The organism is Gordonia sp. DT219, from assembly GCF_049847065.1.
Taxonomy (GTDB): Bacteria; Actinomycetota; Actinomycetes; order Mycobacteriales; family Mycobacteriaceae; genus Gordonia.
The window spans coordinates 220,254-236,127 of the sequence record NZ_JBNCNR010000004.1; the positions used below are offsets into that span (position 1 = coordinate 220,254).

A 15,874-nucleotide genomic window follows, 5' to 3' on the forward strand; every position below is an offset into this window, starting at 1 on the left:
GATCCGCGCCCGACACGTCCGTGTCCGATACCGGCCCGGCGGTCGCGTATGCCGTTCAGTCGACCGGGTCGGGCAAGACCCGAAGATGTCCGCGCCGACCCGGACGCGGCTTGGTGGCGCCCGCGCCCCGCGAACCCACCTCGCCGGGCCGACCATCTGAGCGTGCCGACGCGCGATGGCGGCCCGATTGCAGGTCGTCGAATCCGTCGAGCGGGTCGGCGCGCGAGACATCGGCAGCGACGCGGCCGGCGCGGCCCCCGGTACTGGCCTCCCGGACTGCCTCGGCCAGCGCAGTCAGCTCGTAGTCCTCGGCGACGGGCGCGGAGAACCCCCGCTCGCTGCGCAGCATCTCCCAGCCACGCGGGACCGTGATCCGGCGGGCGTGCTCGTCGCACAGATCCCAGGAATGCGGTTCGGCAGAACTGGCAAGGGGACCGATCACCGCGGTCGACTCCGCATAGACGAACGTCAGGGTAGCCACCGCGGAACGGGCGCAGCCGGGCCTGCAGCACTGGCGGGGAAGCTTCACGCCATCGAGGTTAGCCCCGCCGGGTTCGAACCCCGCGGCCGACACGCGCGTGAACCGTCGACACCGAGGTCACGAGATGCCGGCCCGCGACATCCGACACGAGATACCGGCACGCGACATCCGGCGAGCGCCCTCCTAGACTCGCGCCATGCGTTTCGATGGTTTTCGGCCACCGCGAGCGGGCCATGACGGCCCCCGGCGTCCACCCCGGCGCCGCGAGCGGCGCGGACGGGGGCTGCGGACCCCGCTCCTACCGCCTGATGTGCCCGCGTGGCGCAGCAGATCCGACGAATTCGACGCGGTGGCCATCGAGGCCTTCGCCGAGATCGACGCGCGCTGGCACGACGAGCTGGCGGGGCTCGACGTCGCCGTCGACGAGATTCCGCGGATGCTGCCCCACGATCCCGAGACGATTCAATGGCCCGACGAGGTGACCGCCGACGGCGCGGTGCCACTCGCCCGGCTCATCCCGGCGGGCATCGACGTCCATGGGCAACCGACACGCGCCAAGATCATCCTGTTCCGGCGTCCGCTCGAGAGCCGCGCGCGCCGAGATGCCGAGCTCATCGAACTCGTCCATGAGGTTCTGGTGCAGCAGGTCGCAACCCACCTCGGAGTCGACGAGGACACGATCGACCGCGGATTCGACTAGCGGCCAACCATTCCGGCCGATTTTCCGGGACCGGGCGTCAGCTCCTGATCACCATGCCGGCGTCAGATGATGCCGCGCTTGAGGCGACGACGCTCCCGCTCGGAGAGGCCACCCCAGATACCGAAACGCTCGTCGTTGCCAAGCGCGTACTCGAGGCACTCGGACTTCACCTCGCAACCCGAGCAGATGCGTTTGGCCTCGCGGGTCGATCCGCCCTTCTCCGGGAAAAAGGCCTCAGGATCGGTTTGGGCACACAGTGCCTGGTCTTGCCACTGCTCCTCCATCACGTCGAACATGTCGTCGAAGCCGTTGGGCACCAACGACAAATGGCGTCGCGGCGAATCGGCGTCGGCATCGACCGCTCCGGCCTGCGTGGAGGTCAGGAATGTCTCGTCTACCGGACCCAGACCGCGATACAACGAATCATCGGTCATGGAGTCATCGGTCGCCGAGCCGTCGACCTGAGCGGCGAAGCGTGAAGGATCTTGTGGTTCAAGGGGATTGCCGATCGGGTTGTTGAATGCCATCGTCGGCCCCTCCTGCCTGGGAAGTCGTTCTGCTGCTGCTGTCTCGCGTCACGGCACCGCTGCCGCGTCGCCCCGTCACCTAGTGCGTCGTTCGATCTTCACCAGTGCCCGGCGCTTTGGGTCGTACCAACCTACCCGAAGCGACAATCGGTCGAACATCCTGTCGAAAGCACTTAACGCTCAGTGATTCTCGATCTCGAACCGAAAATGACACTGATGTGATTACACACGCTGGCGGCCACTCAGGTCAAGCCGAGAGCGAAGAGTTCTCAATACCATCGACCGACGAAAACCCGAGTCGCGACACGTACGGGAGCGGATTCGTCGCCAATCTCACATCGCCCGAGCCGCCGCATGGGCGGGCCGGCCGCCGACGACCGCACACGCCGGCCCGTCCGGTGTACCGGACGAGCCACCGATTCGCCACATGGTGATCGGCGGTCGAGCCCTTCGGCGCGCCGGTCACTACAGTGGATCGCTGTGAAGGTGACCGTTCTCGTCGGCGGCGTCGGTGGCGCCCGTTTTCTGCAGGGTGTCCGCGAATTGTTCGGGCCGACGCCATTTCCCGTGCCGGCCGGGCCCAGGACATCCGGCGAGGCGACATCCGGCGGCGATGGACCGACCGGTACCGGCGAGCACGAGATCACCGCGGTCGTCAACGTCGGTGACGATGCCTGGATGCACGGCGTGCGGATCTGCCCGGACCTCGACACGTGTATGTACACCCTCGGCGGCGGTATCGACACCGAACGCGGATGGGGACGCGCAGCCGAAACATGGCATGCGAAGGAGGAACTCGCCGCCTACGGGGCCGATCCGGACTGGTTCGGCCTCGGCGATCGCGATCTGGCTACACATCTGATCCGCACGCAGATGCTCGATGCCGGCTACCGGCTCTCCGATATCACCGCCGCCCTCTGCAAGCGCTGGCAGCCGAACGTCCGGCTGCTGCCGGCGACCGACGACCGCCACGAGACCCACGTCGTGGTCAGTGCGCCGGACCGTACCGACGGCGCACAGATGGCGATCCACTTCCAGGAGTGGTGGGTTCGCCACCGCGCGCAGATCCCGACCTTCGGTTTCACCCAGGTCGGTTCCGACGACACCACCGCCGCGCCCGGGGTGCTCGAGGCGATCACCGGCGCCGACGTCGTCCTGCTGGCCCCCAGCAATCCGGTCGTCAGCATCGGCGCCATCGTCAGCGTGCCCGGCGTGCGTAGTGCCCTGCGCACCACCTCGGCGCCCGTCGTCGGGGTCAGCCCGGTGATCGACAACCGGCCGCTGCGCGGCATGGCCGACGAGTGTCTGTCGGTGATCGGCGTCGAGACCACTGCCGAGGGGATAGCCGCCCACTACGGCGCACGCAGCGGCAACGGAATCCTCGACGGCTGGCTCATCGCCGACGGTGACGACGCCGCCGTGGCGGGCCTCTCGATCGGCGCCGCTCCCCTGCTGATGACCGACCCGGTGACCACCGCCCGGATGGTTCGCGACGCATGTGCACTCGTCGGCGTCGACACTCCGGAGATCCGGTCGTGAACGCACCCGAACCTTCCGACGTCATCGATCATCGCGCACCGGGGGGCATCGAGATCCGGCCGGTGACCGGACTGCCCGAATTCGACACGACCGCTGACCTGGCCGCGGAGATCGTCGCTGCCGCACCCTGGTTGACCTCTGGCGACGTCCTCGTGGTGACGAGCAAGGTCTTTTCCAAGACCGAGGGCCGGATGGTCCCGGCGCCCATCGATCCCGAGGAGCGCGACGCCCTTCGGCGCAAACTCGTCGAGCAGGAGTCGGTCCGGGTCGTCGCCCGGCGCAATCGCACGCTGATCACCGAGAACACCCTCGGACTCGTCCAGGCCGCGTCCGGGATCGACGGCTCGAATGTGCCTGCCGATTCGCTCGCGCTGCTTCCGGAGAACCCCGACGCGAGTGCCCGAACACTACGCGACTCGATCGCCGCGACGACGGGTGCGGACGTGGCGGTGATCGTCACCGACACCATGGGTCGCGCCTGGCGGACCGGCCAGGTCGACGTGGCGATCGGGTCGGCGGGCATCGAGGTGACACATCCGTACGAGGGTGGTGTCGACGGTCACGGAAACCCGCTGGTGGTCACCGACATCGCGGTCGCCGACGAGATCGCGGCGGCCGCCGATCTGGTGAAGGGCAAACTCGCCGGAGTGCCGGTGGCGGTGGTGCGCGGCCTTCGCGTCGTCGATGACGGTTCGCGCGCAGCAGATCTCATCCGGCCGGTCGACGAGGATCTGTTCCACCTCGGCACCGCCGAGGCGATCGCGCAGGGCCGCGAGGAGGCACTGCTGACCCGTCGATCGGTCCGATCGTTCAGCGATCTGCCGGTGGAACCCGGCCTCGTCATGGCCGCCTGCGGTGACGCGCTCACCGCGCCCGCCCCCCATCACTCACATCCGGTGCGATTCGTGTGGGTGCGTGACCGCGAACGCCGTACCCGGCTGCTCGATGCCATGGGCCGAGCCTGGCGAGACGACCTCGACTCGGACGCGAAGAGCCCGGAGTCCATCGACCGGCGGCTACGTCGGGGCCAGATCCTCTACGACGCACCGGAGTTGGTCATCCCGTTCCTGACGCCCGACGGCGCGCACACCTACCCTGATGCGCATCGGAACGCTGCCGAGCACACCATGTTCACCGTCGCCGGTGGTGGCGCCGTCGCGGCATTGCTCGTCGCACTGTCGGTGCGGGGGCTGGGATCGTGCTGGGTGGGTTCGACGATCTTCGCCCCCTCCGTCGTCGCCACCGAGCTCGATGTGCCGGCCGACTGGGAGCCGTTGGGCGCCGTCGCCGTCGGACATCCTGCCCAGGGGCCGGGGCTGCGCGCGCCGGCACCGACCGACGAGTGGGTGATCACCCGATGACCACCACCTCCCTCCACGAATCCGCGGTGTCGGCGCTGGCCGCGTGGAATGCGCCGTCGCCCGAACAAGATTCGTTGCGGCACACCTACCTGGCATTCCTCGACGCGGCACCGCAGGCGTGTCTGCGGCGCAACGTGCCCGGCCATCTGACCGGCTCGGCGATCGTCTTCGACGCGACCGGTGATCATGTGCTGTTGACGCTGCACCCGCGGGTGGGCAAGTGGATTCAGCTCGGCGGTCACTGCGAACCCGACGACGAGACACTGGCCGACGCGGCGCTGCGCGAGGCTCGCGAGGAATCCGGCATCGAGGACCTGCGGTTGTGCGGCCTCGCCCAATTGCACACACATCCGATCACCTGTTCGCTGGGTGCGGCGACCCGCCATCTCGACGTCCGGTTCGCCGCGGTGGCACCGGCACAACCCGACGGCGGACTGCCGCCGATCCAGATCAGCCCGGAGTCCGACGATCTTCGGTGGTGGCCCGTCGACGCGTTGCCGCGCGACACCGACGGCACCGACATCGTCTCGCTGGTCGCGCTCGGGCGCCGATACCTGTAGTCGGCCGCCGAATTCCGGAACGCGCAGCCTGCACCGGCGAGTCGGGTGCCGAACGGTCAGACGCGAATGTTCTTGCCGACGGTGACGACGCCCCCGGCGCTGACCGCGAAGCGTTGCCGGTCGGCCTCCGGGTCGGTACCGACCTGTTCGCCCTCGCCGACGACGACGTTCTTGTCGAGGATCGCCCGCCGGACCACGGCGCCCTTGCCGACCCGCACACCGGGCATCAGCACACTGCCCTCGACCACTGCGCCATCCTCCACGATCACGTTCGCCGAGAGCACCGAGGCAGAAACGGAGGCCGCCGACACGATGCAGCCGGCACCGACGACCGAGTCCTGTGCGTGCCCGCCCTGGACGAACTTTGCCGGCGGAAAATGCATCGTCTCACCGCGGATGGGCCAGCGGCGGTTGTAGAGATTGAAGACCGGGTGCACCGACACCAGGTCCATGTGCGCGTCGTAGAACGCGTCCAGCGTCCCCACGTCGCGCCAATAGCCCTTGTCGCGCTCGGTGGCTCCGGGAACGTCGTTGTCCTGGAAGTCGTAGACATAGGCGCGTTGGCGGCGCACGAACGCGGGAATGATGTCGCCACCCATGTCATGATCGGAGTCCGAATCGGCGGCGTCGGCGCGAATCGCCTCCACGAGGGCCTCGGTGGTGAACACGTAGTTCCCCATCGAGGCGTAGGTGACGTCCGGGTCGTCCGGAGTCCCGGGTGGATCGGCCGGCTTCTCCAGGAATCCGGTGATCAATCCGGACTCGTCGGAGTCGATGCACCCGAATGCGGTCGCCTCGGCGCGCGGCACCCGGATGCCCGCGACGGTGACGTCGGCCCCGGATGCGATGTGCGCGTCGACCATCTGCGACGGGTCCATCCGATAGACGTGGTCGGCACCGAAAACGACGATGTACTCGGGCTGTTCGTCCTCGATGAGATTCATCGACTGGAAGATCGCATCGGCACTGCCGGTGTACCAGCGTGGCCCGAGCCGTTGCTGGGCGGGAACCGGGGTGATGTACTCGCCGTGGAAACCAGATGACCACCAGGTTTGCGAGATGTGGCGGTCGAGTGAATGCGACTTGTATTGCGTGAGAACGCAAATCCTTTCATACCCGGCATTCACCAGGTTGGACAGGACGAAGTCGATCAACCGATAGGCACCGCCGAACGGAACCGCCGGTTTGGCACGGTCCATCGTCAGCGGATACAGGCGTTTACCCTCACCGCCGGCGAGGACGATACCGAGCACGTGCGGCTGTGATCTCACACTCACAACTTAACCGCGAAATCGTGCTCCGGCCAGATGAACACTCACCTCGATCGGCCGCCGGCCGCCGATTCCACGGTGAGGGTGCGATGGCCGTGTCGCACTTCCGTGGCGATCGGCCGTCACGCGCACTAGCGTCGTGGACATGAGGGTGGCGATGATGACACGGGAGTACCCACCCGAGGTCTACGGTGGCGCCGGGGTGCACGTGACCGAACTGGTCCGCCATCTGCGCAGCCTGATCGACGTCGACGTGCATTGCATGGGGCTCCCGCGCGACACCGCGCAGGTGTACTCGCCCGATCCGGGACTGGCGGGGGCGAATGCCGCGATCACCACACTCTCGACGGATCTGCGGATGACGGTGGGCGCCGCCGGTGCCGACCTGGTGCATTCACACACCTGGTACACCGGTCTGGCCGGGCACCTGGCCGCCGAGCTCTACGGTGTGCCGCACGTACTGACGGCACACTCGTTGGAGCCGATGCGGCCATGGAAGGCCGAGCAACTCGGTGGTGGATATCGGGTGTCGAGCTGGGTGGAACGCAACGCCGTCGAATACGCCGATGCCGTGATCGCGGTCAGTTCCGGGATGGCCAACGATGTGTGCGACACCTATCCACGTCTTGATCCCGCACGAGTTCATGTGGTGCGCAACGGAATCGACACCGCCCAGTGGTTTCCGGCCGACGATCCGTTCGGCCCCGAGTCGATGTTGACCGCACTCGGCGTCGACCCGGGACGACCGATCGCGGCATTCGTCGGCCGGATCACCCGACAGAAGGGGGTCGCCCACCTCGTCGCCGCAGCTCACCATTTCGATCCGGAGATCCAGCTGGTCCTGTGCGCGGGCGCCCCGGACACCCCGGAGATCGGCGCCGAGATCGAGGCCGCGGTGGCGTCTCTCTCGGCGTCGCGGCCGGGCGTGCACTGGATACGAGAGATGCTGCCGCTACCCCGCATCCGTGAGATCTTGACCGCGGCAACCGTCTTCGTCTGTCCATCGGTATATGAGCCGTTGGGCATCGTCAATCTCGAGGCCATGGCCTGCGGCACCGCGGTCGTCGCATCAGCGGTCGGCGGCATTCCCGAGGTGGTCCGCGACGCGGTGACCGGGGTGCTCGTGCCCTATGACGCCGCCGACCCGCAGGGCTTCGAACGGGGTCTCGCCGACGGCGTCAACCGTGTCGTCGCCGATCCGGCGACCGCCGAGTCGATGGGCCGGGCCGGGCGCGAGCGGGCGGCGGCGGAGTTCTCCTGGGCGGCGATCGCCGAACAGACACTGGCGGTGTATCAGGCGGTCTAGGCCGGTCTAGGCCTGATGAGGCCGGTCGGGAATCATTCACCCGGCCGGGCGGCACACGGTGAGGGTCACCGCCACGGTCACCGCCACGCTGCCGCCGAATTCTGCGGCAACCGCGTCCGCGACCTCGTCGACGTGGGCACGGTCGTGATGGAACGCCGACGGTCCCATCCCGACGAGATCGGCGATCTGCGATGCGCCCACCGACCGCACGGCGCGCACGGTACGGCGCTCGGTGATCTCGAAGAGCGGTGACAATGCTGCTTCGATCCGGTCGTCCTTGTCCGGGGCGACCGTCAGCATGCCCAGCGGGCCGACGAGTTCGTTCAGATGATCGGGCTGCGGCGAGACGATCACCAGATGCCCGGTCTCCCCGAGCACGCGGGCCGACTCGGTGACATTGCGGGGCGCGAACACCGACAAGGCGATGGTGGCGGCCCCGGTACGCAGCGGGATCTGCCGCCACACGTCGGCCACGACGGCCGCTGCCGCGGGTTCGGACCGGACGACGGCGCGTGCACAGTATTTGGACAGATCGACGACGACTCCCCGGGCCGGCGGGACGCGACGCAGGCAGGCCCGCAGATAGGCGCCCGGGCCGCCACCGAGATCGGCGACGAGCGGCGCCACCTCATCGGTACGACCGATCAGTCCGGCGACGACCCCGGCGGTGGCGTCGACAACCGGATCGAGAATCCCGGCGTCATGTACTCGCAGTCGCGCGGCGACCATGTCGGCCGTGTCGGCGCGAAGCGAACCCGAGTGCCCGTCGAGCAGGGAGACGTATCCCTGGCGGGCGATGTCGAAGGAATGCCGATGATCGCACCGCAGCGCGGCGCGATCATCGGTGAGGTGCAGCGGTTCGGTACAGATCGGGCACCGCAGGTCGGGCACGAGCTCGGCCAGAGCCGAGCGGTCGCGGGCGCCGGTCAGCCGGTGACCCCGCGAAGTTCGGCACCCAGCGCGGCCGCCTCGTCCGGGGTCAGCTCGACCACCAGGCGTCCCCCACCCTCGATCGGAATGCGAACGACGATCCCACGCCCCTCCTTGGCCGCTTCGAGTGGCCCATCCCCAGTCCGTGGCTTCATCGCCGCCATTCTCAAACTCCCTTCAGAGTCTCGCGTCGCCGAGTGCTCCCGGCAATCACCACACGATCGGTCCCGACACGACGGGCAGGCCGAATCGCGGCCTTTTGGCCGGTGACGGTAATTGCCGCCAGAGCAATGATACGTGGCGGGCGAACGCACAGACCCCCACGCACCCACATGTCAGTTGCCGGACTCGGCCGGCGACTGATTCCGACTCGCCTCACCCGTCTCCGCCGACGCCTGCGACGCTGCGCCGTCGGCCTCGTGCCGTCCGGGCTGCGACGCACCCGCGGGCGTCGCGGCGAACTCCACCGGCGACTCCCGCTCCTGCAATTGCTGCACGAGTGCCCGGAGATCGTCGATCTCGTCGGCGAGTCGGGCAAGTGCCCAGTCGACCTCACTCTGCTTGTACCCGCGCAGGGTCAGGGCGAAGGTGAGTGCGCGCACGTCGTATCCGTTGACGCCGGAGCGAGGTAACCGCGTGAGCGTCGATGCGTCGTCCACCGGCCGGAGGTCTTCGCCGCGTCCGAACACGAACCAGACCACGGCGAAGACGACGGCCACCACCACCGCCATGATCAGCAGGTACAGCAAGAGTGTCTGCATATCTCCATGGTGTCAGATGCGGCGGTGTCGAAGGTGTGGCCGCCGACTGCGTACGGACCCGCCGGGCTGCACGCCCCTGCTAGGAGGCCATCTCCTCGTCGTCGACCTCGAGGTCGACTGCGCGCAGGGTCCGCATCGGCGGCCGATCCTCGAGATGGACGTCGGTGGTGTGCGAGGTGAAACTGCCGTCCGGTTCGGCGGTGAACTGGGTCAGGCCCACACCCGAGTCCGCGATCCCGCACCGGCGCATCAGCGTGCCGACGATCTGCCGGCTCATCACGCCGAGCTCGATGAGCGGGCGGTTGCGGTGGGTGCGCACACCCAGATTCACCTGACCGATACCGGCCAGCCCATGGCGGTCGTAGGTGTCGATCAGCAGACCGATCTCGACGCCATACCCCGGCGCGAACGGTACCGACGCCAGTAGCTCCCGCGTGCCGGCGTACTCGCCGCCGAGTGGCTGGAGCACCGCGGTGAGTTCGGGCTTCTGCGAGGCGAGCAACGGGCGCGCGACGAGTTCGGTCACGCGGCCCCCGCCGTTGGCGTCCTCGGTGCCCCCGGTGCGCAGCGGGCGCCGATAGTAGCCCTTCACCAACTGGATGTCGGGGTCGATCAGCAACGGCCCGAGCATCTTGGGCACGAACATCGGATCCGGATCGATGAGGTCGGAATCGACGAAGGCGATGATGTCGCCGGTCGCGACCGCGATCGAACGCCACAACACCTCACCCTTGCCCCCGACCGGTGCGAGTTCGGGGACCGCCTCCTCGCGGCTGATCACCTCGGCGCCGGCGCGACGGGCGCGTTCCGCGGTCGCATCGGTGGAACCGGAGTCCAGCACGATCAGTTCGTCGACGAGCGTCCCGACCAGCGGGCGGATGCTGGCGATGACGTCGGCGACCGTCTCTTCCTCGTTCAGCGCGGGCAGGACGACCGACACCGTTCGCCCCTGTTTGGCGTCGACGAGTTCGTCGATCGTCCAGTCGGGTTGTTCCCAGGTGTGGGTCGATGACCATGAACTGTCCGTGGACGTCTCGGCGGCGGACCACCGGGCGGTCGTGTCCCGACCGGCCACCGGTCGGCGATTCTGGGTTCGACGTACCTTCTTGGTCATGCGAGTCCCCTAACTGTTCTGGCTGGAGGTCGTGTACCCGCTATCGCGGCAATCATGTCGACCACGCGACGGGTGGCGGCGACCTCGTGGACGCGGAAGATGCGGGCGCCGTGTTCAGCGCTCAGAGCGGTCGCCGCGAGGGTGCCTTCCACCCGGTGTTCGAGGTCCACCCCCAGAGTCTCCCCCACAAAGTCCTTGTTGCTCAGCGCCATCAGCACTGGCCAGCCCGTATTAACAAGATCTTTCACGTGGCGTAACAAGGTCAGCCCGTGGTGGGTGTTCTTACCGAAATCGTGCGTCGGATCGATCACGATCGAATCACGGGCGACGCCGGCGGCGACAGCGCGGCGGGCCGCCGAGGTGACCGCATCGATGACGTCGGCGACGACATCGGTGACGTCATCCCCATAGGCGACCCGGTGCGGCCGGGTGCGGACCACCGCCCCGCCGGTGTGTGAACACACGATTCCGGCGCGGTGCGCGGCGGCCACCTCGACCAGCCCCGGGTCGGCGCCCGCCCAGGTGTCGTTGATGAGGTCGGCACCGGCGGCGCACGCCTTGTCGGCGACTCCGGCGCGCCACGTGTCGACGCTGATCAGCAGATCGGGGTACCGCTCGCGAATCCAGGCGATGAACGGCACCACGCGGGCGATCTCGTCGGCGGCACCGACCTGCTCGCCCGGCCCCGCCTTGACGCCACCGATGTCGACGATGTCGGCACCCTCGGCGACGACCTGGTCGATGCGCGACCGCGCGGCGGTGTCGGCGAAGCTGGCGCCGCGGTCATAGAACGAATCCGGTGTGCGGTTGACGATGGCCATGACCAGCGCCCGGTCGGTGGCGACCCGGCGCCCGCACAGCGTTGTGGCCACGCCACGAGACTCCATGCGACAAGAGTACGGAGCGCGCGCGATTCAGTTCTTGGGCGCCTTGGCCGCAGCGACGTCGTCGGGGTAGGCGTCGTAGTACTCCTCGTAGCCCCCGGCCCGTCCGGCGAGCACGTAGAGCGGATCGTCGCCGACCTTCGCATAACCCTCGTCGCGCAGTTCGACCTTGCGGTTCTTGAAGGTCGAGGTGGCCTCGAGATGATCGACGATCCGGATGAACAGCGGAATCGCATACGCGGGCAACGTCTCGTACAGGTGATCGGCGACCGCCTTGCCGTCGAACGACACACCCTCGCGCAGGGTGGCCGCGGCCATCCCCGCCTTGCCGTCGGTCCCGGGGACCTCCACCCCGAACACCACCGATTGGGTGATCGTCGGCACGCCGTCGAGGCCGGCCTCGACCTCGGTGGTGGCGACGTTCTCACCCTTCCAGCGGAACGTGTCGCCGAGGCGGTCCACGAAGGCGATGTGGTGCATGCCCTGATCACGGACGAGGTCACCGGAGTTGAACCAGGCGTCGCCGTCCTTGAACGCGTCGCGCAGGATCTTCTTCTCGGTCTCCTCCGGGTCGGTGTAGCCGTCGATCGGCACCCGGTCGTTGATCCCCGAGAGGAGCAGCCCGGTCCCACCGCGCTTGACCTTGGTCAGTCGGCCCTCGGCGTCGCGCTTGGGCTTGCCGTCCTCGTCGTATTCGACGATCGCGTACGGCAGCGGGCAGAAGCCGGCGGTCCGGCTGGCGCTGAAGGCGTTGACGAAGACCAGGTTCAGCTCACTGGCACCGTAGAACTCGACGATCCGGTCGATGCCGAACCGCTCCCGGAACTCGTCCCAGATGTCGGGGCGCATGCCGTTGCCGACGATCAGCCGGACCCCGTGGGCGCGATCGGTCGGCTTCGCCGGCTGCGCCAGCAGGTAGCGGCACAACTCGCCGATGTAACAGAAGGCGGTCGCGCGGTTGAGGATGACGTCATCCCAGAACTTCGACGCCGAGAAGTGCTTCCCGATCGCGATACAGGCACCCGAGGCGAGCACCGACGACAACGACACCGAGAGCGCATTGTTGTGATAGAGCGGCAGCGGGACGTACATGGTGTCGCTGGGCCGTAGCCGGACGGCCAGACCCCCGATCCCCGACAGGCTCGCCAACCACCGATTGTGGCTCATCACACTGGCTTTGGGCATCCCGGTCGTCCCGGAGGTGAAGATGTAGAACGCCTCGGTGGCGGCCGGCAGGGTCGCCGTCACCTCGGGGTCGGTGTCGGGGTGTCCCGCGGCGGCGGCGTCGAGGGCGCCGAAGTCGAGCACGTGATCGGGCAGCGCGCCTTCCGGAATCGATTCGAAGGCTTCGGCACAGTCCGGGTCATGGATGAGGACCCGCGCGCCGAGGAGCTTCATGCTGTGCTCGAGGACATTGCCGCGCTGGTTGTAGTTGATCATGCCGGCGATCGCGCCGAGCTTGACCGTCGCCAGCATCGTGAACAGGTCGGTCGGGCAGTTCTTCGACAGGATCGCGACGACGTCGCCGGTGCGCACCCCCTTCTCGGCGAGTACCGCGGCGTAGGTGTTGACGATGCGGTTGGCGTCCCCGTAGGTGACGGACTTGCCCTCGAATCGCACGAAGGGGCGATCGGGGTGGTCGGCGGCATGGCGTTGGAAGATCGAACCGATGGTCCGCTTGGCATCGGCCGGGCGCCGGATCAGGCCGGGAGCGTGTCTGATCATCTGATGGGCCTGCGGCGCCATCTTGAGCACACCTTTGACCAGGTCTGTGATTCCGACGGTGTCCTGAGACGACATCGACTTACTCGCTCTCGGGGTTGGACGACGATGGCGTGTGCTGCCCGGCGCGGAACGTCGCGGCAACTCGTGGGCACACCCTACCGGTCAGTAGCATGACGCAGCGCACCCTCCACCGTTTCGGTGACGACGAGCCGGTCGAGCGAGCTCTGTGCGACGAATCCCGGCGCCACCAGATCCTGCAGCCACGACAGCAGCGGCGTGTAGAAACCGGACGGGTCGAGCAACACGACAGGCTTGGCGTGCATCCCCAGAAAGCCGCCGGTCCACGTCTCGAAGAGTTCCTCGAGCGTGCCGATCCCACCGGGCAGTGCGATGAAGCCGTCGGCGCTCTCGTCCATCAACCTCTTGCGTTCCCGCATGGTCTCGGTGATGACGAGCTCGTCGGCGTCGAGATCGGCGACCTCGCGGTCCATCAGTGCCCGCGGGATGATGCCGACCGTGCGGCCCCCGGCGGCGCGGGTGGCCGCGGCGACCGACCCCATCATCGACACGTTGCCGCCCCCGGACACCAGGGTGTGCCCGGCCGAGCCGATGGCCGTGCCGAGCGTGGCGGCAAGATCGAGATACTCCTGCCCTACTCCGGTGCCCGATGCGCAATACACGCAGATCACGCTCATCGTCAGCCCTGCTTCTTTTGTTCCGCGCGGCGGACCGCGGCCGCCCGGATGATCGCCACCGCCTCGTCCGGCTCGTCGACGACGTGGAGTAGATCGAGATCGTCGGGGGAGATCATCGCCTTGCCGACCAGGACGTCGCGCATCCAGTCGAGTAGTCCGCTCCAGTGCTCGCGGCCGACGAGCACGATCGGGAAGCGGACGACCTTTTTGGTCTGCACCAGCGTCAGCGCCTCGAACAGTTCGTCGAGGGTGCCCAGACCGCCGGGCAGACAGACGAACGCCTGCGCATACTTCACGAACATGGTCTTGCGGACGAAGAAGTAGCGGAAGTTCATGCCCAGATCGACCCACGGGTTCAGATGCTGTTCGAAAGGCAGCTCGATGTTGAGTCCGATCGAGGTCGCCGACGACTCGAAGGCCCCCTTGTTGGCCGCCTCCATGGATCCGGGCCCACCGCCGGTGATCACGGCGTAGCCGGCCTCGCCGAGCGCGCGCCCCATACCGACCGCGAGCTCGTAGCCGGGCGAACCGGGTGTGAGGCGCGCCGACCCGAACACGGTGACCGCCTCCGCGACGTCGGACAGTGCGTCGAAGCCCGCGACGAACTCCGATTGGATGCGCAACACCCGCCAGGAGTCACGCATGGTGCGTTCGGCCCGGCGCTCGGCGTCGCGAGGATCCACCCATTCGAGCAACCGGCGGTCGGTGGTGTGTTCGTCGGCTTCGCCCGGGCGCAGCCGCATCGGCCCGACGTAGCGGGTGCCCCGCCGATCATCGACGATGCGCTCACCACCCGGCTGCTCGTCACGATCTGCTGGATCGGCATCGCTCGCGGAGGTCGTCATGGCGGTAACGCTAATGCGCCCGCGGGCACCGGCACCAACGGTAGGGACTGCGCGTCAGCCCAAGTAGTGCCGTAGCAGGTCGTTGACCTCACGGATCTGTTCGACCGGCACACGCTCGTCCACGCGATGCGCCAGGCTGGGGTCGCCGGGCCCGAGATTCACCGCGGGAATTCCCCGTGCCGAGAACCGCGACACGTCGGTCCAGCCGTATTTCGCGCGGAACCGGCCACCCGCGGCGTCGACGAGGGCGGCGGCGGCCGGATGTGCGAGTCCCGGTAGTGCGCCCGCGGCCGAGTCGGTCACTTCCATACTCACCGCGCCGGAATCGAGGGGGCCGGCGAACACCTCACGCAGATGTGCGAGCGCGTCGTCGATGCTGCGGTCGGGCGCAAAGCGGAAGTTGACGTCCACGTGGGCGGCATCGGGTACGACGTTGCCTGCCACCCCGCCACCGATCGAGACCGCGGACAGGCCTTCGCGGTACCCACACCCGTCGATGTCGACACGCCGCGGCGAGTAGTGGTCAAGGATGGTGAGCACCTCACCCAATTTGTGGATCGCGTTGTCGCCCATCCACGCTCGGGCCGAATGTGCCCGTGTCCCCGTAGTCGACAACCGCACCCGCACCGTGCCCTGACAGCCGGCCTCGATCTGGCCTGCGGTCGGCTCACCGAGGATCGCCACGTCGCCGGCAAGCCAGTCCGGTAGCTCTCGTTCGATCGCGCCGAGGCCGTTGAACTCGGCGGCGATCTCCTCGCAGTCGTAGAAGATGAGAGTGAGATCGTGGCGCGGGCTCGCCATGGTGGCCGCCAGATGCAGGAACACCGCGTCACCGGACTTCATGTCGACGGTCCCGCATCCGTGCAGCACGTCGCCCTCGGCGTCGTCGACGGTGCGGCGACTCGGCAGGTTTCCTGCGACCGGCACGGTGTCGAGATGGCCGGCGAGGATGACCCGGCTACCGAGTCCGCGGTTGGTGCGCGCCAGCACCCGGTTGCCGTGCCGCAGGATATCGAATCCGCTGGTCTGCTCGCGCAACGCGGACTCGACGGCGTCGGCGATGACCGCCTCGCTGCGGGATTCGCTGTGGATATCGACCAGTGCCGCGGTCAGGTCGACGGGGTCACCGTGCAGATCGAGCTCGCTCACCACACCACCGTAACCGGGCACTCGAG

Annotated in this window: 17 protein-coding genes; 5 read left to right on the forward strand and 12 right to left on the reverse strand. The window is 67.9% G+C overall.

The window, feature by feature from the left end; all coding sequences use genetic code 11:
* Positions 1-55 precede the first annotated feature (55 nt).
* A complete protein-coding gene (locus tag ACPXB3_RS08530) occupies positions 56-529 on the reverse strand; it encodes a DUF3499 domain-containing protein (RefSeq protein ID WP_425703868.1) in 474 nt (157 codons plus the stop codon).
* Between the two features lie 148 nt (positions 530-677).
* On the opposite strand from ACPXB3_RS08530, the gene ACPXB3_RS08535 reads away from it, so the two are divergent.
* Positions 678-1,181 carry a metallopeptidase family protein gene (locus tag ACPXB3_RS08535; protein WP_425703869.1) on the forward strand — a complete coding sequence of 168 codons (504 nt, stop codon included), beginning with the start codon at positions 678-680 and terminating at the stop codon, positions 1,179-1,181.
* A 62-nt stretch (positions 1,182-1,243) separates the two neighbouring features.
* Here the strand turns inward: ACPXB3_RS08535 and ACPXB3_RS08540 are convergent, their stop codons facing one another.
* Complete coding sequence (locus ACPXB3_RS08540) at positions 1,244-1,477, reverse strand: WhiB family transcriptional regulator (protein WP_425703980.1); 234 nt, start codon at positions 1,475-1,477, stop codon at positions 1,244-1,246.
* A gap of 711 nt (positions 1,478-2,188) precedes the next feature.
* On the opposite strand from ACPXB3_RS08540, the gene cofD reads away from it, so the two are divergent.
* The 3 genes from cofD to ACPXB3_RS08555 are packed head-to-tail and all read left to right on the forward strand — an operon-like array spanning position 2,189 to position 5,168.
* On the forward strand, positions 2,189-3,247 hold the full coding sequence (cofD, locus tag ACPXB3_RS08545; RefSeq protein WP_425703870.1) for a 2-phospho-L-lactate transferase: 1,059 nt from the start codon (positions 2,189-2,191) through the stop codon (positions 3,245-3,247).
* Entirely contained in the window at positions 3,244-4,608 is a 1,365-nt protein-coding gene (locus tag ACPXB3_RS08550) for a coenzyme F420-0:L-glutamate ligase (protein ID WP_425727359.1), read from the forward strand. Before cofD ends, ACPXB3_RS08550 begins: the two co-directional genes overlap by 4 nt.
* The gene (locus ACPXB3_RS08555; RefSeq protein ID WP_425703872.1) at positions 4,605-5,168 is read left to right on the forward strand and encodes an NUDIX hydrolase; all 564 of its coding nucleotides are present in this window, start codon (positions 4,605-4,607) and stop codon (positions 5,166-5,168) included. Before ACPXB3_RS08550 ends, ACPXB3_RS08555 begins: the two co-directional genes overlap by 4 nt.
* A gap of 56 nt (positions 5,169-5,224) precedes the next feature.
* Here the strand turns inward: ACPXB3_RS08555 and glgC are convergent, their stop codons facing one another.
* Positions 5,225-6,439: a glucose-1-phosphate adenylyltransferase gene (gene glgC, locus ACPXB3_RS08560; protein WP_425703873.1), complete on the reverse strand. Its 1,215-nt coding sequence runs from the start codon at positions 6,437-6,439 to the stop codon at positions 5,225-5,227.
* A gap of 145 nt (positions 6,440-6,584) precedes the next feature.
* Here glgC and glgA point away from each other — a divergent pair, with 145 nt between their 5' ends.
* Positions 6,585-7,745 (forward strand): glycogen synthase, encoded by a 1,161-nt coding sequence (gene glgA, locus ACPXB3_RS08565; RefSeq protein ID WP_425727360.1) that lies wholly within the window; start codon positions 6,585-6,587, stop codon positions 7,743-7,745.
* Positions 7,746-7,781: 36 nt separating this feature from the next.
* On the opposite strand, the gene ACPXB3_RS08570 is transcribed toward glgA, so the two are convergent.
* The 9 genes from ACPXB3_RS08570 to dapE form a co-directional block, all read right to left on the reverse strand.
* Positions 7,782-8,636, reverse strand: a complete 855-nt coding sequence (locus tag ACPXB3_RS08570; RefSeq protein ID WP_425727361.1) for a putative RNA methyltransferase — start codon at positions 8,634-8,636, stop codon at positions 7,782-7,784.
* 35 nt (positions 8,637-8,671) lie between these two features.
* Positions 8,672-8,839: a DUF3117 domain-containing protein gene (locus tag ACPXB3_RS08575; protein WP_425703876.1), complete on the reverse strand. Its 168-nt coding sequence runs from the start codon at positions 8,837-8,839 to the stop codon at positions 8,672-8,674.
* A 171-nt stretch (positions 8,840-9,010) separates the two neighbouring features.
* Positions 9,011-9,436 (reverse strand): DivIVA domain-containing protein, encoded by a 426-nt coding sequence (locus ACPXB3_RS08580; protein WP_425727362.1) that lies wholly within the window; start codon positions 9,434-9,436, stop codon positions 9,011-9,013.
* A gap of 79 nt (positions 9,437-9,515) precedes the next feature.
* Positions 9,516-10,550, reverse strand: a complete 1,035-nt coding sequence (locus ACPXB3_RS08585) for a glucosyl-3-phosphoglycerate synthase (protein WP_425727363.1) — start codon at positions 10,548-10,550, stop codon at positions 9,516-9,518.
* Positions 10,547-11,437, reverse strand: a complete 891-nt coding sequence (gene folP, locus ACPXB3_RS08590) for a dihydropteroate synthase (RefSeq protein ID WP_425727364.1) — start codon at positions 11,435-11,437, stop codon at positions 10,547-10,549. The genes ACPXB3_RS08585 and folP overlap by 4 nt, the downstream gene beginning before the upstream one ends.
* A gap of 27 nt (positions 11,438-11,464) precedes the next feature.
* A complete protein-coding gene (locus ACPXB3_RS08595; RefSeq protein ID WP_425727365.1) occupies positions 11,465-13,234 on the reverse strand; it encodes a long-chain-acyl-CoA synthetase in 1,770 nt (589 codons plus the stop codon).
* Between the two features lie 80 nt (positions 13,235-13,314).
* Positions 13,315-13,854 carry a TIGR00730 family Rossman fold protein gene (locus ACPXB3_RS08600; protein WP_425703881.1) on the reverse strand — a complete coding sequence of 180 codons (540 nt, stop codon included), beginning with the start codon at positions 13,852-13,854 and terminating at the stop codon, positions 13,315-13,317.
* Positions 13,855-13,856: 2 nt separating this feature from the next.
* A complete protein-coding gene (locus tag ACPXB3_RS08605) occupies positions 13,857-14,699 on the reverse strand; it encodes a TIGR00730 family Rossman fold protein (RefSeq protein ID WP_425703882.1) in 843 nt (280 codons plus the stop codon).
* Between the two features lie 54 nt (positions 14,700-14,753).
* On the reverse strand, positions 14,754-15,851 hold the full coding sequence (dapE, locus tag ACPXB3_RS08610; protein WP_425703981.1) for a succinyl-diaminopimelate desuccinylase: 1,098 nt from the start codon (positions 15,849-15,851) through the stop codon (positions 14,754-14,756).
* Positions 15,852-15,874: the final 23 nt, after the last annotated feature.

What these genes read in the sequence shown, in the direction of transcription:
- ACPXB3_RS08605 (WP_425703882.1), bottom strand. Translation starts at nt 14,699, where the DNA reads ATGACGACCTCCGCGAGCGATGCCGATCCAGCAGATCGTGACGAGCAG.
- ACPXB3_RS08580 (WP_425727362.1), bottom strand. Translation starts at nt 9,436, where the DNA reads ATGCAGACACTCTTGCTGTACCTGCTGATCATGGCGGTGGTGGTGGCC.
- folP (WP_425727364.1), bottom strand. Translation starts at nt 11,437, where the DNA reads ATGGAGTCTCGTGGCGTGGCCACAACGCTGTGCGGGCGCCGGGTCGCC.
- ACPXB3_RS08555 (WP_425703872.1), top strand. Translation starts at nt 4,605, where the DNA reads ATGACCACCACCTCCCTCCACGAATCCGCGGTGTCGGCGCTGGCCGCG.
- ACPXB3_RS08595 (WP_425727365.1), bottom strand. Translation starts at nt 13,234, where the DNA reads ATGTCGTCTCAGGACACCGTCGGAATCACAGACCTGGTCAAAGGTGTG.
- ACPXB3_RS08575 (WP_425703876.1), bottom strand. Translation starts at nt 8,839, where the DNA reads ATGGCGGCGATGAAGCCACGGACTGGGGATGGGCCACTCGAAGCGGCC.
- ACPXB3_RS08585 (WP_425727363.1), bottom strand. Translation starts at nt 10,550, where the DNA reads ATGACCAAGAAGGTACGTCGAACCCAGAATCGCCGACCGGTGGCCGGT.
- ACPXB3_RS08540 (WP_425703980.1), bottom strand. Translation starts at nt 1,477, where the DNA reads ATGTTCGACGTGATGGAGGAGCAGTGGCAAGACCAGGCACTGTGTGCC.
- glgA (WP_425727360.1), top strand. Translation starts at nt 6,585, where the DNA reads ATGAGGGTGGCGATGATGACACGGGAGTACCCACCCGAGGTCTACGGT.
- ACPXB3_RS08535 (WP_425703869.1), top strand. Translation starts at nt 678, where the DNA reads ATGCGTTTCGATGGTTTTCGGCCACCGCGAGCGGGCCATGACGGCCCC.
- ACPXB3_RS08600 (WP_425703881.1), bottom strand. Translation starts at nt 13,854, where the DNA reads ATGAGCGTGATCTGCGTGTATTGCGCATCGGGCACCGGAGTAGGGCAG.